Origin of the sequence: Modestobacter altitudinis (assembly GCF_005930475.1) — a bacterium.
GTDB classification, from domain to species: Bacteria; Actinomycetota; Actinomycetes; order Mycobacteriales; family Geodermatophilaceae; genus Modestobacter; species Modestobacter altitudinis.
On sequence record NZ_SJEW01000063.1, the window covers coordinates 1 to 16279 of the forward strand.

The following is a 16279-nucleotide window of genomic DNA, read 5'->3' on the forward strand; positions in this document are numbered from 1 at the left end:
GGCGGGGGCACGGGCGCCCGGGTGGCGGAGGTCGCCGCCGGCGTCGGGGCCGGACGGCCGGTTGCCGGGGTCGGCCGCGCCGCGGCCGTCGGTGTGGGTTCCGCGGTCGGTGCAGGTGCTGCGACCGCCGAGTGGGCGGCCGGGGCCGGTGCCCGGTGCGTCGCGGCGAGGTGGGAGCCGACCGTGCCGCCGCTCACCGCGAGGGTCACCGTGGTCGTGGCGAGGAGCCATCGGCGCAGGCGCGGTCCGGAGCGGCGGAGGGTGTGCTTCACGGCTTGATGCCAGCTGTGAGTGAGTGCCCAACTACGGCCAGGCACGAGCCGGGCAAGGGTCGCCGCAGCTGACCGGCCGGTCACCTGGCCTGCGGAGACCCCCGCGCGGCCCGGTCGGGGTGGGCCGCCGGGTGCCGGCCATCGAGGCCGCGGTCACCAGGCCCCACCGCCCCGTCCGTCCCACCGGACACGTGCGTCCCGTCCGGGGTGGACGGACCGGTGCGTCACGCGACGGGCAGCGGCTCCCGCAGCACCGGGCACGACATGCACCGCGGGCCGCCGCGCCCGCTGCCGAGCTCGGAGCCGGAGATGGCGACGACCTCGATCCCGGCCGCCTCCAGCGCGGCGTTGGTGACGGTGTTGCGCTCGTAGGCGACGGCCAGCCGGGGCGCGAGGGCGAGGGTGTTGTTGCCGTCGTCCCACTGCTCGCGCTCGGCGGTCACCGGGTCCAGGCCGGTGTCGATCACCCGCAGCCGGTCGATGCCCATCGCGGTGGCTGCGGCGATCAGGAACGGTTGCGGGCCGGACACGGACAGCTCGGTGGTGTCGGCGTCGTCGGGGCGGTCGGGAGCGGTGACCGTCCAAGCCTGCAGCGAGTCGGCGACGGCGGGGTACATGACCATCGCGTCGACGTCGACCATCGTGCAGATGGTGTCCAGGTGCATCGTCGCCCGCTCCTGGGCGATCGGGACGACGAGGACCGTGTGCGCGAGCCCCCGGGCGAACACCCGGCGGGCCAGCCGCTCGGCGCCTCCGGCCGTCGTCCGCTCGCCCACGCCGACGGCCAGCACGCCGGGGGAGAGCAGCAGCACGTCCCCGCCCTCCAGGTGCTCCAGCTGGGGCCCGTAGAGCTGGTCGACCCCGGCGAAGCGGGGGTGGTGGGCGTAGAGCGCGGCGGTCAGCGCGCTCTCCCGGTCGCGGGCCGGCATGGCCAGCGAGGTCACCGCGACCTGGTCGCCGACCCAGACCGACGAGTCGCGGGTGAACATCAGGTTGGGCAGCGGCGGGACGACGAACTCACCCCGGCCCATCAGCTGGTAGGCCAGGCCCCGGCCGCCGCGCAACTCGTCGTGGGCGACCCCGGTGATCAGCGCGGTGGCGAGGTCCTCGGGGGCCAGGCCCGCCAGGTGGGCGGTGGTGGCGTGCCGGAGGGTGGCGCCCAGCCGCGGGTCGTCGACCGCGGCGGCGATCACCTCCGCCCGGGCGACGGGCACGCCCATCACCTCGGCCAGCAGCCGGTCCAGGTGCAGCACCTCGACGCCCCGGTCGGTGAGCGCGGCCGCGAACGCGTCGTGCTCCTCCTGCGCGCGGGCGACCCAGGGCACGCCGTCGAACAGCAGCTGGTCGTTGTTGCGCGGGGTGAGGCGCCGCAGCTCGGCTCCGGGGCGGTGCAGCAGCACCGTGCGCAGCCGCCCCACCTCGCTGGTCACGCCGGTGCGCGCGGCGGAACTGGTCATGCCCCGAGCCTCGCCGATCATGGGCGGGTCGGCCAGCTCGGGCGGGGGGCGTGGTCCACTACGTCGGTGAGCCGCCCCGACCCGCGCCCCGGCGCCCCGGCCGGTCCGCCGCGATGGCTGCTGGTGATGCTCGCGGCCGGCACGTCGTTGCTGGTCGCCGCGGTCCTGGTCATGCTGCTGGCCCTCGGTGGCGTCGACCAGCTGAGCCGGGGCGGGTTCCTCGTGCTCGTCGTGGTGTCGGCGGTGATCGGCGGCTCGCTGGTCCGGCTGCTCGCCCCGCGGCTGCCCCCGGTCCGCCGTCCGCCGCGGAGCTGAGCCGGCCGGGGTCGCCCGCGATCAGGCGCTGGTCGGGGTGCCGTTCGTGCGGGGCGCCAGCGTGGCGAGCCCGGCCCGGGCCAGCACCGGCCGCAGGTGCTCGGGCAGCGCGGTCAGCTCGAGCTCCCCGCCGCTCCGGCGCGGTTTGCGGGCCAGGTGCACCAGCAGCTCGAGCCCGGCCGCGCTGAGCGCGGTCACCGCGCCCAGGTCGGCGCGGGCCGGCCAGGTGGCCGGGGGCATCAGCAGCCGGAACCGGCGCACGGCCTCGCGGTCGATGGACCCGCTGAACCGCAGCAGTGGCCCGGTGGCGTCCTCCGCCCAGACGACCTCGCCGTCCGGACGTGGTTCGGTGTCCGGGGCCATGTCGGTCCGATACCCCGACTGAGGTGCCGAAACGTCAGTCGGGCAGCAGCACGCCCGGGTTGCAGATGCCCTGCGGGTCCAGCCGGGACCGGACCGTGCGCAGCAGGTCCACGCCCAGCGGCCCGATCTCCTGCGCGAGCCAGGGCCGGTGGTCGACGCCGACGCCGTGGTGGTGGGTGAGGGTGCCACCGGCGGCGAGCAGGGCGTCGGTGGCCGCGCGCTTGGCGGTGAGCCACTGCTGGATCGGCAGGTCGTCGTCCCGGTCGGCGAGCACCGTCAGGTACAGCGAGGCGCCGGTCGGGTAGCCGTGGGACACGTGCGTCATCACCAGCGGGCGGCGGCCCGAGCCGGTCAGCGCACCCCGCAGCGCCCGGCGGACGGCGTCGTAGACCCCGGGCAGCGCGCTCCAGGTGGCCGCCGTCTCCAGCGTCTCGACCAGCAGCCCGTTGTCCAGCAGCCGGTCCCGCAGGTAGGGGGCGGCGAACCGGTGCCGCACCCAGGACCTCCCGACCCGGCTCCCCAGCCGCACCGCGCCGCCGTCCCGCAGCACCGAGGAGGCCGCGGACCGGCGGGCGCGGACGATCGTCGGCAGCCCCTCCCAGCCGACGACCAGCAGGCAGCCGTCGCCGCGCCGCCGGGCGCGCAGCGTGCCGCGCAGCGCGCGGGCGCCCAGGCCGCCGGACTGGCGCAGCGAGACCCGCGTCTCGTCGGGGTCGGACAGCCGGACGACGTCGGGCAGCAGGTCGTGCCGGGCCAGCCGCTGCAGCGCCGCCAGCCCGGCGGCCCAGCTGCGGAACGACCAGCCCTCGTAGTGCGAGCTCCGCGGTCTCGGCCGCACCCGCAGCCGCAGTTCGGTGATGACGCCCAGCGTCCCCTCCGACCCCAGCGCGAGCCCGAGCAGGTCGGGGCCGGCCGCCGACGCCGGGGGCCTCCCCAGCTCGAGGACCCCGGAGGGCGTGGCCAGCGTGAGCCCGGCGACCAGGTCGTCGAAGCGGCCCACGCCGGTGGAGGACTGCCCGGCCGACCGGGTCGCCGCGTACCCGCCGAGCGTCGCGAACTCCCAGCTCTGCGGCAGGTGGCCGAGGGTCAGGCCCTCCGGCGCCAGCGCCTCCTCCAGCGCCGGCCCGCGCATCCCCGGGCCGACGGTGACCAGCGCGGAGGGCACGTCCAGCGCCCGCACGTCGGCCATCCGGCGCAGGTCGACCGCGACCACGGGCCGGTCGTCGGCATCGGTGCCGGCCAGGCCGCCGACCACGCTGGTGCCGCCGCCGAAGGGGACGACGACCACGCCGAGGTCACCGCAGGTCCGCAGCAGGGCGGCGACCTGCTCGGTGCCGTCGGGCAGCAGGACGGCGTCCGGGGCGTCGCTGGCGTCCCCGCCGCGCCGGCGCAGCAGGTCCAGGTAGCTCTTGCCGCCGGCGTGACCGAGCCGGGCGGCCCGGTCGTCGAGCACCGCGTCCTCGCCCAGCAGCGCGACGAACCGGGCGCGGACGTCCGCGGGCAGCCGCGAGGGGGCCAGCCGGATCTCCCGCACCGGCACCGGGGGTGTGGGCCGCGGCGTCCAGCCCAGCTCCCGGGCCAGCAGCTTGCGCGCGGCCCGGGGCAGCCCGTCGCCGGCGTCCGGAGCGAGCTCCAGCACGCCGTCGTCGGGGGAGACGGCGCCCTCCCGGGCGGCCACCGTCGCGACGCGGTCGCCGGAGGGGCCCCAGCCCTGGACGGTGAGTTCGGGGAGGTCAGCCACGGCTACAGTCTGCCGGTGCCCGAGCCGGAGCTCCGCCTGCCCGGGGTGCTGGACGCCCGGCAGCGCGACCGGGACCTGGCCGCCCTGGCCGGTCCCGGCGTCGACGTGCTGGTCGTCGGCGGGGGCGTCACCGGGGCCGGCGTGGCGCTGGACGCCGCGGCCCGGGGGCTGACCGTCGCGCTGTGCGAGCGCACCGACCTGGCCGCGGGGACCAGCCGCTGGTCGTCCAAGCTGGTGCACGGCGGGCTGCGGTACCTGGCGCACGGCGAGCTCGGCCTGGCCCGGGAGAGCGCCCGCGAGCGCGCCGTCCTGATGGGGGTCACCGCGCCGCACCTGGTGCGGCGGCTGCCGTTCCTGGTGCCGGACGCCGCCGGCCGCGACGTCACCGCCCTCGCCGCGCTCGGCGGCCGGCTGGGCGATGCGGTGCGGGTGTCGGTGCCCGGCGGACGCCGGTCGCTGCCCGGCACGTCGCGGGTCCCGGCCCGGACCGTCGCCCGGCTGGTGCCCGGCGTGCGACCGGGCCGCGGCGGGGTGGTCTTCTGGGACGGCCAGCTCACCGACGACGCCCGGCTGGTGGTCGCGCTCGCGCGGACCGCCGCGGCGTACGGCGCCCGGGTCCTCACCGGGGCGACGGTCACCGGGGTCGACGGCGACCGGGTGCAGCTCACCGTCGACGGCACCACGACGACCGCGCGGGCCGGGGTGGTGGTGAACGCGGCGGGGGTGTGGGCGCAGCGGCTGGCGCCCGACGTCCGGCTGGTCCCCTCGCGGGGCTCGCACCTGGTGCTGCCGGCCGCGCTGCTGGGCTCGCCGACGGCTGCGCTGACCGTGCCGCTGCCCGGCTCCCGGTCCCGCTACGTGTTCGCGCTGCCGCAGGAGCGCGGGCTGGTGTACCTGGGCATCACCGACGAGCCGGTGACCGGGCCGGTGCCCGACGACGACCCGGTGCCCGGCCCGGCGGAGGTGCAGCAGCTGCTGGCCACGGTCAACCAGGTGCTGGAGGTCCCGCTGACGCAGCGGGACCTGGTCGGTGCCTACGCGGGCCTGCGTCCGCTCGTCCTGCCCGCGTCCGCGGGGGCGGGACCCGGCGACGCGACCGCCGACCTGTCCCGCCGGCACCTGCTGAGCTGGGACGGCCCGGTGCTCACCGTGGTCGGCGGGAAGCTGACCACCTACCGCGCGATGGCGGCCGACGCCGTGGACGCCGTCGTCGCCCGGCTGGGCCGGGGTGCCCGCCGGTCGCCGACCGCCCGGCTGCCGCTGGTCGGCGCCGCGCCGGCCGCGGTGCTGGCCCGGGTCGGCGCGCCCGCGCGGCTGGTGCGCCGGTACGGCACGGAGGCGCCCGTGGTGGCGGGCCTCGGGGGAGAGCCGGTGGTCGAGGGGCGTCCGGAGACGGTGGGGGAGCTGAGGTTCGCGGTGCGCGCCGAGGGTGCACGCTCCGTGGCCGACCTGCTCGACCGCCGGACCAGGATCGGCCTGGTGGGAGCGGAGCGGGCGGTGGCGGCGACGGTCGCGGCGGCGGTGATCCGCTCCGAGGAGTGACCGATCCGGGTCAACCCCGGCGGTGTGGTGCCGATGACAGCTCTGCAGGGGGACGAACCGGCGTCACTGCAGGCGGGGGTGGCGGCGTGAGTCTGTCGAGTGGGCACGGTCCGGGTCGGGTGGCGGGGACGACGGTGCCGTCGGCCTGGTGGTTGGTCGACGCGGACCAGCGGGTCCTCGCCGGGCCGTTCGGCAGCCGGCTGGACGCCGCGCTGGCCGAGCTCTCCTCCCCGGGCGTCGAGGTGGCGCCGCTGTACCCGGCGCACGGCATCCGCCGCGACGACGGCACGCTGGCCTCGCGGTTCTCCCCGGACGACCGGGCCTGGCTCGCGCACCTGTCCGACCAGCTCGACCGGCTCGCCGACGACTGGGACGCCCTCATCGACGACGCCGACCCGCTGACCGGGCTGGTCTGCGAGGTGGCTGCTGCGGTGGCCGAGGCCGGCCTGCCGCTGCACGACTGCGCCGGTCGCACCGACAGCCGGCAGCTGGGCGGGGTCTGCCTGACGCCCGCGCCGGGCGGGCACGGCGTGCTCGTCTCCTGGACCCAGCACGACCGGATGGCGCTGGGCCGGGTCCGCGGGCACGCCGCCGACCTCGCCGCGCAGGAGGTCATGAACCACGCGATCGCCGGGGTGCTGGCCGCCTTCGGCTTCGAGCTGGAGCAGTTCGGCGAGGCGTCCGGGCACCTCGTGCGGGGCGCGGGCTCGCCGTCTGGTCTCACCGAATGGGAATGATTTCCCACTGAGTAAACCAGTGCGGGAGCATCGGCCCGTGGACACCTACACCCACGGGCACGCCGAACCGGTCCTGCAGTCCCATCGCTGGCGCACGGTGGAGAACTCCGCCGGGTACCTCGCCCCGCACCTGCGGCCCGGGCTGGACCTCCTCGACGTCGGCTGCGGCCCGGGCACGATCACCGTCGACCTGGCCGCGCGGGTGGCGCCGGGACGGGTCGTCGGACTGGACGTCTCAGCGGCCCCGCTGGACGAGGCCCGGGCGGCGGCCGACCGCGCCGGGGTGCAGGTCGAGTTCGCCGTCGGCGACGTCTACGCCCTGGCGGCTGCCGACGGCTCCTTCGACGTCGTGCACGCCCACCAGGTGCTGCAGCACCTGACCGACCCGGTCGCCGCGCTGCGGGAGATGGCCCGGGTCTGCCGGCCCGGCGGCCTGGTCGCCGTCCGGGACGTCGACTACGCGGCCACCACCTGGTTCCCGGCGAACCCGGGGCTGGACCGCTGGCTGGCGCTGTACGGGCAGGTGGCCCGCCGCAACGACGCCGAGCCGGACGCCGGCCGCCGGCTGCTCGCCTGGGCGCACGCGGCCGGCCTGCGCGAGCTGACCGCCACGACGTCGGCCTGGTGCTACGCCACCCCGGCGGAGCGCGAGTGGTGGGGGAGGTCCTGGGCCGGGCGGGCGACCGCGTCCTCCTTCGCCGAGCAGGCCGTCGCCCACGGCCTGGCGTCCGCCGGCGAGCTGGACGCGATCGCCGCCGCCTGGCTCGAGTGGGCGGCCGCCGACGACGGCTGGCTCGGCATGCTGCACGGCGAGCTGCTCATCCGCGTCTGAACAGGGACGCGCCCGTGGGCAGCCATTCGCGCGCGAAAGGCTGCACTTCCAGACGGCCTTTCGGGCGCGAAAGGCCGCCCGGGGTCAGCGGGCGGGGAGGCTGCGGGCGACGTCGCGGCCGGTGGTCACCCAGTGGCGGAGGGCGTCCTCGTCCTCCACGACGTCGGCGGCGACCCGCAGCCAGCCGTCCATCTCCTGGCCGCGCATGACCATCCGCGCCACGCCGTCGGCGGCGACCAGCTCCTCGGACTCGGCCGGGTCGCAGCGCACCATCAGGCCGCCCTTGCCGCTCACCGCGATCGCCAGCGAGCCGTCGACCAGGAAGGCCAGCCCGCCGAACATCGCCTTCTCCGTCACCCCCGGCTCGGCGGAGAGCGCGGCGCGCAGTCGGTCGGCGAGTTCCCGGTCGTAGGCCATGCGGCAGCGTCCCGCCCGCCGGCGTCCGAGGCAAGGGTCAGGCCGGCGCCGGCAGCTCGTCGGCGTGCGCGACGTGCCGCAGCGAGCGCCAGATGAGCACGACGAACACCGCCGAGCCGGCGAAGGCGAACCAGAACGGGGCGGTGACCCCGCCGTGCTGGGCGAGCACCCCGCCGATCCCGGACCCGACGACCAGGCCGCCGAAGACGCCGACCAGGTTCACGCTGCCCACCCGGCCCTGCAGCGCCTGCGGGACGGCGCGCTGCCGCACGGTGATCGACGTCGTCCCCCAGACGAAGGCGTGCGCGCCGAAGACGAAGAACACCGGCAGCGCCACCCAGGGGCTGGAGGTGAGCGCCAGCGCCAGGTGGGTCAGCGTCTCGATGACCAGGCCGATCCGCATCAGGTCGCCGAGGCTGACCCGCCGGGTGATCCAGCCGTACGCCACCGTCCCGGCCACCCCGCCGGCCGCGCTGACCGTGGTCACCAGCCCGAAGCCGATCTCGCCCAGGCCGAGCCGCTCGGTGGCGTAGAGGACCAGCACCGACCAGGCCGCGCCGAAGGTGACGTTGAAGATCGTGATGGTCAGCACCAGGGTCCGGACCGCGGCGTGGTGCCGCACCCAGCGCAGCCCCTCGGTGATGTCGTGCCGCAGCGCCGGCCGCGGCCCCTCGTCGGGCGCGCGCGGCGGCAGCACGACCCGGGTCACCAGCACCGCCCCGAGCAGGACGACCACGGCCTGGACGCCCAGCGCCCAGGCCGCGCCGACGGTGAACAGCGCGGCACCCAGCGGCGGGCCGGCGAGCTGGTTGACCGTGACGAAGCCGGTCTGCAGCCGGGAGTTCGCGACCGCCAGGTCCTCGCGGGCCACCAGCATGGGCAGCAGCGTCTGCGAGCTGTTGTCGGCGAACACCTCCGCGGTGGCCAGCACGAACAGCGCCGCGAGCACCGCGACGATGGAGACCGAACCGGTCGCCACGGCCAGCGTCAGCACGGTCAGGACGACGGCCCGGCAGACGTCGACGGTCGCCACGATGAGCCGGCGGTCCAACCGGTCGGTCAGCGCGCCGGCCAGCAGCCCGAACAGCAGCGGCGGGAGCCACTGCACGGTCGCGGCCAGGGCGACCAGGAACGCGTCCCGGGTGAGCGAGGCGACCAGCAGCGGGCCGGCGGCCAGGGCGATCCCGTCGCCCAGGTTCGACGTCCAGGACGACGCCAGCAGCCAGCGGAAGCCGGTGCCGAGCCGGGCCGGCACGAGGACCTCACCGATGCGGCTCACGAGGAGGAGACCTTAGCCGGGCTCACCGTGTGCCGCGGTCAGGCGGGCTGCGGGAACCGCACGCGGGCCTCCAGCGCCTGCAGCGACCGCTGCATCCCGACCGTCACCGCTCCCAGGGCGAAGAAGCCCTCGTCGTCGGCGATGTCCGAGGTGCGCAGCAGCGTGGTGAGCCGGCCCAGCGCGTCGACGGCGGTGTCGATGGCGGCGTCGCGGTCGTCCGGCTCGGTGTCGGTGGCGTGGTAGGGGGTGCGGACGACGCCGGCCAGCCCCTCCAGTGCGTCGGCGAGCACCCAGCCGGTGGCGCCGTCCACCCGGTCGAGCCCGTGGCGGTGCGGCTGGAACTGCACGACGAGCGTGGTGAGGTCGTCGACCAGCACCGCGACCCGGTCCAGCGCCCGGGACTGCTCGCGGATGCTGTCCGCCGTCCCGTGCCAGCGGCGGGCACGCGGGTTGGCCCGGCGGGCCCGCTCGACCACGGCCTCCGCGGCCCGCATGCGCTCCAGGGCGAGACCGAGGTCGTGGGCGGCCAGCTCCCACTCACCGGGCTCCGGCAGCTCGCTCCGGCGCAGCCCCGCGGCGATCCGGTCCAGGTGCTCGGCCAGCAGCGCCCGGACCGCTTCGACCTGCCGGACGGCGACGGTGAGCTGCATGGGCGGGAAGAGCAGCGTCGTCACCAGCACGCCGATCGCGGCACCGAGCAGGGTGAGCCCGGCGTACCGGACCGCGTAGGCCGCCGGGTCACTCGCCCCGACGGTCAGCATCAGCACCGCGGCGAAGCTGACCCAGCTGGCCGCCTCCCGCCACAGCCGCCACTGCTCGACGGCGATGGCCAGCGCCACGATCAGCGCGATGGTGAGTGCGTCGGCCACCCCCCGGGTCAGCTCGGAGACCACCACCGCGAGCGCGAAGCCGGCCAGCATCGCCAGCACCGTGCGCCAGGCGGCGGACGCCGAGTCGACGACGGTCGGGTGGACGGCGATGACCGCGCCCAGCGGGGCGTAGTAGGCGTAGCCGGCGAACGCCGGGACGAGCACCGCCACCTGCCAGGCCAGCCCGGCGGCCAGCGCGGCCCGCACCGCGCGCTGCACCCACGGCTGCCGCAGCAGCTCCATCGCCTGCCTCACCCCGCCAGGATGCGGGTCCCCCGCCGGGGCGTCGTCGGCGGGGTGGGGCCGGACGGCCGACCGGTGAGCCGGGTCAGGGCCCGGCTCACCGGTCGGTCCGGCGGCTCAGCCCTGCCGGGCGGCGTTGGCCTGGACGGCGGTGCTCACGTACTGCGCCAGGCCCGGTGCGAGCTGCTCGTAGTGCGCGGTGAACCGCTCGTCCTCGACGTACATCCGGCCGAGGCCGGCGTGCATCTCCGGCGGGCAGTCGTAGAACCAGCGGCTGATGTGCCGACGGTGCTCCTCGGCCAGGTCCAGCGCCCGCGGCGAGTCGGCCGGGACGCCGTCCCGCAGCGCCTCGGCGAGGCGCCGCTCGACGTCGGCGGCCTCGGCCTTGATCCGCAGCCAGTCGTCCTTGCCGTAGCTCGACACCCGCCGCCGGGACTCCGCCCAGGCCTCGGTCTCCCCCCACCGCTCCTCGGCCTCGGCGTCGTACTGCGCCGGGTCGACGTCCCCGAACACCTCGAACCGTTCCTCCGGTGTCAGCTGGATGCCCATCTGTCGTGCCTCCATCTCCTTCTCGACGGCCGCGACCATGGCCTGGGTGCGCTCGAGCCGAGCACGGAGCAGCTGGTGCTGCCGGCGCAGGTGCGCCACGGGGTCGGCGTCGGGGTGGTCCAGCAGGGTCGCGACCTCCTCGAGGGGGAAGCCGAGCTCGCGGTAGACCAGCACCTGCTGCAGCCGGTCCAGGTCGCGCCCGTCGTAGCTGCGGTAGCCCGCCGACGTGCGCGCGCTGGGTCGGACCAGCCCGATCCGGTCGTAGTGGTGCAGCGTGCGCACCGTGACCCCGGCCAGCCGGGCCAGCTCACCCACCGTCCAGCTCATCGCCCCTCCCCTCCTTGACACCGACCACGGAACAGCCTGACGCCACGTCAGGGTCAAGCTCCTGGGGCAGAAGTGGCCATTTCTGCCCCCGGGCGGTTGGGACGACGGGACGGCGGGGCACTGCCGGGGCATGGCCGACCGCTCTCCCGTGCCCGCCGAGGACCCGTTCCCCCGATCGCGCGTGCGGCTCGGGGAGCAGGAGATGGCCTACGTCGACGTGGGGACCGGCGACCCGATCGTCTTCCTGCACGGCAACCCGACGTCGTCCTACCTGTGGCGCAACGTCATCCCGCACGTGCAGCACCTCGGACGCTGCCTCGCCCCGGACCTGATCGGGATGGGGGAGTCCAGCAAGCTCCCCGACCCGGCACCGGGCAGCTACTCCTTCGCCCGGCACGCCGGGTACCTCGCGCAGTTCCTGGAGCACGTCGAGGCGGACGAGCGGGTCACGTTCGTACTGCACGACTGGGGCTCGGCGCTGGGCTTCGACTGGGCCGCCCACCACCCGGCGGCGGTGCGGGGCATCGCGTTCACCGAGGCGATCGTCAACCCGTTGATCTGGGCCGACTGGCCGCGGGACGCCAAGCGGGTCTTCCAGGCGATGCGGGGGCCCGACGGGGAGCGGAAGGTGCTCGACGAGAACGTGTTCGTGGAGAAGGTGCTGCCGGCCTCGGTGCTCCGCGGGCTGTCCGCCGAGGCGCACGACCGGTACCGGGCGCCGTTCCGGACCCGGGAGGACCGCTGGCCGACGTTGGAGTGGCCGCGGCAGATCCCCATCCAGCACGAGCCGCCGGACGTGCACGACGTGGTCGACCGCTACGGCCAGTGGCTCGCGCACTCCGACGTCCCGAAGCTGTTCGTCAACGCCGATCCGGGGTCGATCCTGGTCGGCCGGCAGCGGAAGCTGGTCCGGCGCTGGCCGGCGCTCACCGAGGTGACGGTGCCGGCGGCGCACTTCGTGCCCGAGGACGCACCGGACGAGCTCGGCGCCGCGCTGGCGGCCTGGATCCCGACGCTGGCCTGAGGAAGGGGGCCGGGTCAGCCGTGCCGGCCGGTGCCCTGCCGCTCGTGCCGGACGGCGGTCATCGCCTCGTCGGCCGCCGCGATCAGCGACTCGGGGGACGACGCCCGGCCGGAGAGCGCCACGCCGGCGCTGAGCCGCACCAGGGCACGGACGCCGGGAACGGCCTGCAGCGGCTCGTCGAAGGCCACCGAGACGCGCTCGGCGATCCGCTGGGCGTCGGTCGCGTCGCCGATCCCCGGGCACAGCAGGACGAAGGTCTGGGCGCTGATCCGGGCGACGACGTCGCCCTGGCGCACCGCGGCGACCAGCCGGCCGGCGGCCTCGGCGCGGGCCGCGTCGGCGACGGCCGGGCCGTGCTGGTCCTCCAGCGCGGTGATGCCGTCGAGGGTGCAGCAGAGGACGGCGAGCCGCCCGCTCTCCGGGCCGGCGGCCGCGAGGGCGAGTTCCAGCCGGTCGATGAGCAGGCTGCGCACCGGGAGGCCGGTCAGCGGGTCCGGCACCGTCCGCTGGCGCAGCCGCTGGGCGAACTGGCGCTGCGCGGCGATGACCGCCGCCGACTGCACCAGCACGTCCTGGGACTCCTCGACCCTGATGGTGTCCATGTCTGCCTCCGGTTCTGCATCGGGGCCGTCTGCCGGCCTCGTCCAGGACGTCGGCAGCACGGCGGGGGAGCTTGAGGGGTCACCCCCGGAGGGGCAGCCGGACTCAGCGATCGCTGCGCCGGCTCTCCTTGACCCGGTACATCGCCTCGTCGGCGGCGGTCAGCAGGGTCTCCGGGGTGGCGCCGGGCGCGGACAGCGCGAAGCCGACGCTGATGCCCACGGCGTGCGTCGTCCCCGGGCCGGAGTTCAGCGGCTCGGTCAGCGCGTCGGTGACCCGGGCGGCCAGCAGCCCGGCGGCGACCGGCCCGTCGACGTCCGGGCACACCAGCACGAACTCGTCGCCGCCGATGCGGGCGACGGTGTCGCCGGGACGCACGGCCGCGGAGAGCCGCCCGGCGGCCTCGACCAGGACGGCGTCCCCGGCGGAGTGGCCCCAGCCGTCGTTGACGGCCTTGAAGCCGTCCAGGTCGCAGTAGAGGACGGCGAGCGGGCTGCCGCTGCGGCCCGCCGTCGCCAGGCCCAGCTGCAGGCGGTCCACCAGCAGGCTGCGGTTCGGCAGGCCGGTGAGCGGGTCGTGCAGCGCGGCCGTGCGCAGCTGGGCCTCCAGCTCCCGCTGGGCGGTGACGTCGACCATGGTGACCACGGCGCCGAGCAGCCCGCCCGCGGCGTCGCGCACCGCGTCGCCGCTGCAGGACACCAGCCGCGACGGCAGCCCGTCCGGCGCGATCGTGATCTGGACGTCCTCCAGCCGGCCCTCGCGGAGCAGCCGGATGAGCGGCACCTCGTCCGGCGGCAGCGGGTCGCCGTCGACGGTCCGCAGGTCGTAGCGCTGGGGCAGGTCCTGCGGGGTGAGCGTCGGGTCGCCGTCGCTGCCGTGCCAGAGCCGGCTGACCCGGTTGAAGGCGGTGATCCGGCCCTCGGCGTCCACCGCGGCGACCGCCACGGGCAGTGACTCCAGCAAGGCGGTGTCGAAGGCGCGGGCCGCGCTGAGCTCGGCGTGGGCTGCAGCCAGCTCGACCCGTGCGGCCTCGCTCGCCCGGGCCAGCTCAGCGGTCTCCTGGCTGTGCCGGTGGCGCTCCAGCAGGGCGACCACGACGCGACCGAGATCGGCCAGGCGCTGCAGCTGCCCGTCCTCGAGCTGGTGGACCTCCCGCGACTGCACGCACAGCGTGCCCACCAAGGCGTCGGACAGCTGCAACGGGACCATGGCGTAGCCGCGGACCCGGTCCCGGCGGCCGTCGACCCAGGGGCTGTCGGTGAACCGCGGGTCGGTCTGCAGGTCCGCGGAGTGGAAGACGCCGCCCACCCGCAGCGCCCGGTCGCACAGCGACTCCGCGCGCGGGGTGACCAGCCGGTCGAAGCCCTGGCTGGCCAGCTGCACCTGCGAGGCGGCGTCCAGCAGGTTGATCGTCGCCATGGGCATGCCGGAGACGGCGGTGGCCACCCGCACGACGGCCTCGAGCTCGGCGTCGGCCGGTGCGGTGTCCAGGTCCAGGACGGCGGTGCCCGTCGCCCGCAGCAGGGAGGCGGCCGTGGAGACCGCACCCAGGTGGAGCGGCAGCGCGTCAGTGCCCTGCAGCGTCGTCACGTCGTTCCCGTCCTCGTCGAGCGGGCCGGGGGTCCGGCGGCTCCACCCAGCAACGGTCCGACGGGTGACGATCTTGACCGTTGTCGTTCCGCATCACCCCGAGGGGTCAGCCCGCGGAGGGTCAGCCGGCGAGGGCGCGGACGGTCTCGACGACGGCGACGACGGCGAAGACCAGGAAGAGGCCGGCGGCGACCCGGTGCAGCAGGGCGACGGGCAGCCGGTCGGCGAGCTTGCGGCCGAGGAACGCGGCGAGCCCGGAGATCACCAGCAGCGCCGCCCAGGACCCGACGAAGACCGACAGCGGCTCGGCGTAGCGGGCCGCCAGACCGGCGGTGGCCAGCTGCGAGAGGTCGCCCCACTCGGCGGCGAACAGCACGCCGAAGGAGATGGCGGCGGCCCGGACGAACGAGGTGCTCTCCCGCGCCTGCGCGGCCGCCTCCTCGTCCTCGCCGCCCTTGCGGGACTCGCGCCACAGCAGCACGGCACCGATCAGGAACAGCACGGCGACGACGGCGCTGACCAGCGCCTCGGGCAGCAGCGAGAGCAGCGACCCCGCGGTCACCGCGATCGCCACCTGCAGGCCGAAGGCGGCGCCGACCCCGACGAACACCGGCAGCGGCGGGAAGCGGGTCGCCAGCACGAGGGTGGCGAACAGGGTCTTGTCCGGCAGCTCGACGGGCAGGATCAGCACGAAGGCGGCCAGGACGACGGAGGGGACCACGGGATCTCTTTCTTCCTCGCGCCACCGGGCGGGAGCGGGGGGCGCCTCCGACCGGCAGCGCACCAACGGGTGGACTGCGGGGCGGAAGGTCTCGCCCACCCGCGGCGGCGCGGGCCCGCTGACCGGGCGCGCGGGCGCGCCAGCATGTCGACCAGCGGTCGGGGGGCTACTCCCCTTCTCGGTCCAGGAGCCTAGCTGATGCCCCCGGGTGGGCCCGGTGCGCCGCGGCCGTGGCGGCCCGCAGCACCTCCTTGACCGGCAGCCGCAGCTCCCCGGCCAGGGCCGCGACGTCGTCGAACTCGACGCTGACGTTGACCACCTGCCCGGCCGACCGGGCCACCTTCACCCCGACCCGCCCGCCGAGCACCGGGACGCTGTCCTGCACGCGGTCGAGTGCGACCTTCTGCACCGGCTGCACCCGCATCCCGATGGTCGAGGTCGCGGCGACCACGACGTCGGCGACGGCGGACCGCACCGCGGGCCGGCAGAGCACCGACAGCGTGTGCGCGGGCCGGCCCTTCTTCATCAGGATCGGGGTCAGCCACGCATCCGACGCCCCGGCGGCCAGCAGGTCGGCGAGCACGCCCGGCCACAGCCGCGGGTCCAGGTCGTCGACGTTGGTCTCCAGCAGCAGCCCGGCCGCCGACGGCTCCTCGACCGCGTTCTCCACGGCGTCGCCGAGCACCAGCCGGACGACGTTGGGGTGCTCCTCCGGGTCCCGCCCGCCCGCGCCGCTGCCGACCCGCCGGACCCGCATCGCGGGCAGCGTCGTCCACTCCTGGACGTGCGCGGCCAGCAGCGCGGCGCCGGTCGGCGTGCACGTCTCCGCGGGGACCGGCCCGGCGACGACCGGCAGGCCGGTCAGCAGCTCCAGGACGGCGGGCCCGGGCACCGGGACGACGCCGTGCGCGCCGCGCGCCGACCCGCTGCCCAGCGCGACGGGGGAGGCGGTGAGCCGGTCCAGGGCGAGGGAGGCGAAGCCGGCGACGACACCGACCACGTCGGCCAGGGCGTCCAGCGCGCCGACCTCGTGGAAGTGCACCTCGTCGGCCGGCACCCGGTGCACCCGCCCCTCGGCGACCGCGAGCCGCTCGAAGACCGCCAGGGCGCCGTCCCGGACGACGGGGGCGAGAGCCGCGGCGGCGAGGATGCCGCGCACGTCGGCCCAGGTCCGGTGCACGTCGCTGGCCGGCGCGTGCACGTGCACCCGGGTGGCGCCCAGGCCGTGCCGGGTGACCTGCTCGGTGCTGAGGACGACCGGCTCGACCGGCAGCGCGGCGACCGCGGCGCTCAGCACCGCCAGCGGCACCCCGGCGTCGACGAGCGCGCCGAGCAGCATGTCCCCGCTGGCCCCGGCCGAGAGGTCCAGCCACCCGATCGTCACGTCCGCCATTGTGGCCA

General features: G+C 76.4%; 17 protein-coding genes. 5 read left to right on the top strand and 12 right to left on the bottom strand.

Annotation, left to right across the window (positions count from 1 at the left end):
* Nucleotides 1-272 (bottom strand): hypothetical protein (locus FHL79_RS25580; RefSeq protein WP_218938521.1); only part of this gene is annotated, 272 nt, incomplete at its 3' end.
* 224 nt (nucleotides 273-496) lie between these two features.
* Entirely contained in the window at nucleotides 497-1729 is a 1233-nt protein-coding gene (locus tag FHL79_RS19240; protein WP_138760189.1) for an arginine deiminase, read from the bottom strand.
* Nucleotides 1730-1795: 66 nt separating this feature from the next.
* On the opposite strand from FHL79_RS19240, the gene FHL79_RS19245 reads away from it, so the two are divergent.
* Nucleotides 1796-2044, top strand: a complete 249-nt coding sequence (locus FHL79_RS19245) for a hypothetical protein (RefSeq protein WP_138760190.1) — start codon at nucleotides 1796-1798, stop codon at nucleotides 2042-2044.
* 21 nt (nucleotides 2045-2065) lie between these two features.
* On the opposite strand, the gene FHL79_RS19250 is transcribed toward FHL79_RS19245, so the two are convergent.
* A complete protein-coding gene (locus FHL79_RS19250) occupies nucleotides 2066-2407 on the bottom strand; it encodes an STAS domain-containing protein (protein WP_138760191.1) in 342 nt (113 codons plus the stop codon).
* A gap of 34 nt (nucleotides 2408-2441) precedes the next feature.
* Nucleotides 2442-4148, bottom strand: coding sequence for an FAD-binding oxidoreductase (locus FHL79_RS19255; protein WP_138760192.1), 1707 nt, complete (start codon nucleotides 4146-4148; stop codon nucleotides 2442-2444).
* Nucleotides 4149-4163: 15 nt separating this feature from the next.
* Here FHL79_RS19255 and FHL79_RS19260 point away from each other — a divergent pair, with 15 nt between their 5' ends.
* The 3 genes from FHL79_RS19260 to FHL79_RS19270 all read left to right on the top strand — a co-directional run bounded on the left by FHL79_RS19260 (nucleotide 4164) and on the right by FHL79_RS19270 (nucleotide 7259).
* On the top strand, nucleotides 4164-5690 hold the full coding sequence (locus FHL79_RS19260; RefSeq protein ID WP_246081004.1) for a glycerol-3-phosphate dehydrogenase/oxidase: 1527 nt from the start codon (nucleotides 4164-4166) through the stop codon (nucleotides 5688-5690).
* An 86-nt stretch (nucleotides 5691-5776) separates the two neighbouring features.
* Nucleotides 5777-6427 carry a hypothetical protein gene (locus FHL79_RS19265; RefSeq protein ID WP_138760193.1) on the top strand — a complete coding sequence of 217 codons (651 nt, stop codon included), beginning with the start codon at nucleotides 5777-5779 and terminating at the stop codon, nucleotides 6425-6427.
* Between the two features lie 37 nt (nucleotides 6428-6464).
* Nucleotides 6465-7259, top strand: a complete 795-nt coding sequence (locus tag FHL79_RS19270) for a methyltransferase domain-containing protein (protein WP_138760194.1) — start codon at nucleotides 6465-6467, stop codon at nucleotides 7257-7259.
* Between the two features lie 84 nt (nucleotides 7260-7343).
* Here FHL79_RS19270 and FHL79_RS19275 read toward each other — a convergent pair whose 3' ends face one another.
* The 4 genes from FHL79_RS19275 to FHL79_RS19290 all read right to left on the bottom strand — a co-directional run bounded on the left by FHL79_RS19275 (nucleotide 7344) and on the right by FHL79_RS19290 (nucleotide 10943).
* Nucleotides 7344-7676, bottom strand: coding sequence for a TfoX/Sxy family protein (locus FHL79_RS19275; RefSeq protein ID WP_138760195.1), 333 nt, complete (start codon nucleotides 7674-7676; stop codon nucleotides 7344-7346).
* Nucleotides 7677-7713: 37 nt separating this feature from the next.
* Entirely contained in the window at nucleotides 7714-8955 is a 1242-nt protein-coding gene (locus FHL79_RS19280; RefSeq protein WP_138760196.1) for an MFS transporter, read from the bottom strand.
* 38 nt (nucleotides 8956-8993) lie between these two features.
* Entirely contained in the window at nucleotides 8994-10079 is a 1086-nt protein-coding gene (locus FHL79_RS19285) for an FUSC family protein (RefSeq protein ID WP_138760197.1), read from the bottom strand.
* Nucleotides 10080-10184: 105 nt separating this feature from the next.
* Nucleotides 10185-10943: a MerR family transcriptional regulator gene (locus FHL79_RS19290; protein ID WP_138760198.1), complete on the bottom strand. Its 759-nt coding sequence runs from the start codon at nucleotides 10941-10943 to the stop codon at nucleotides 10185-10187.
* Nucleotides 10944-11073: 130 nt separating this feature from the next.
* Between FHL79_RS19290 and FHL79_RS19295 the strand changes: the two genes are divergently transcribed.
* Nucleotides 11074-11967, top strand: coding sequence for a haloalkane dehalogenase (locus tag FHL79_RS19295; RefSeq protein WP_138760199.1), 894 nt, complete (start codon nucleotides 11074-11076; stop codon nucleotides 11965-11967).
* A 14-nt stretch (nucleotides 11968-11981) separates the two neighbouring features.
* On the opposite strand, the gene FHL79_RS19300 is transcribed toward FHL79_RS19295, so the two are convergent.
* The 4 genes from FHL79_RS19300 to larC all read right to left on the bottom strand — a co-directional run bounded on the left by FHL79_RS19300 (nucleotide 11982) and on the right by larC (nucleotide 16262).
* Complete coding sequence (locus FHL79_RS19300; RefSeq protein WP_138760200.1) at nucleotides 11982-12569, bottom strand: GGDEF domain-containing protein; 588 nt, start codon at nucleotides 12567-12569, stop codon at nucleotides 11982-11984.
* A 103-nt stretch (nucleotides 12570-12672) separates the two neighbouring features.
* A complete protein-coding gene (locus FHL79_RS19305) occupies nucleotides 12673-14157 on the bottom strand; it encodes a sensor domain-containing diguanylate cyclase (RefSeq protein WP_138760201.1) in 1485 nt (494 codons plus the stop codon).
* A gap of 121 nt (nucleotides 14158-14278) precedes the next feature.
* A complete protein-coding gene (locus FHL79_RS19310; RefSeq protein WP_138760202.1) occupies nucleotides 14279-14878 on the bottom strand; it encodes a TMEM165/GDT1 family protein in 600 nt (199 codons plus the stop codon).
* A gap of 166 nt (nucleotides 14879-15044) precedes the next feature.
* The gene (larC, locus tag FHL79_RS19315; RefSeq protein WP_138760203.1) at nucleotides 15045-16262 is read right to left on the bottom strand and encodes a nickel pincer cofactor biosynthesis protein LarC; all 1218 of its coding nucleotides are present in this window, start codon (nucleotides 16260-16262) and stop codon (nucleotides 15045-15047) included.
* Nucleotides 16263-16279 lie beyond the last annotated feature (17 nt).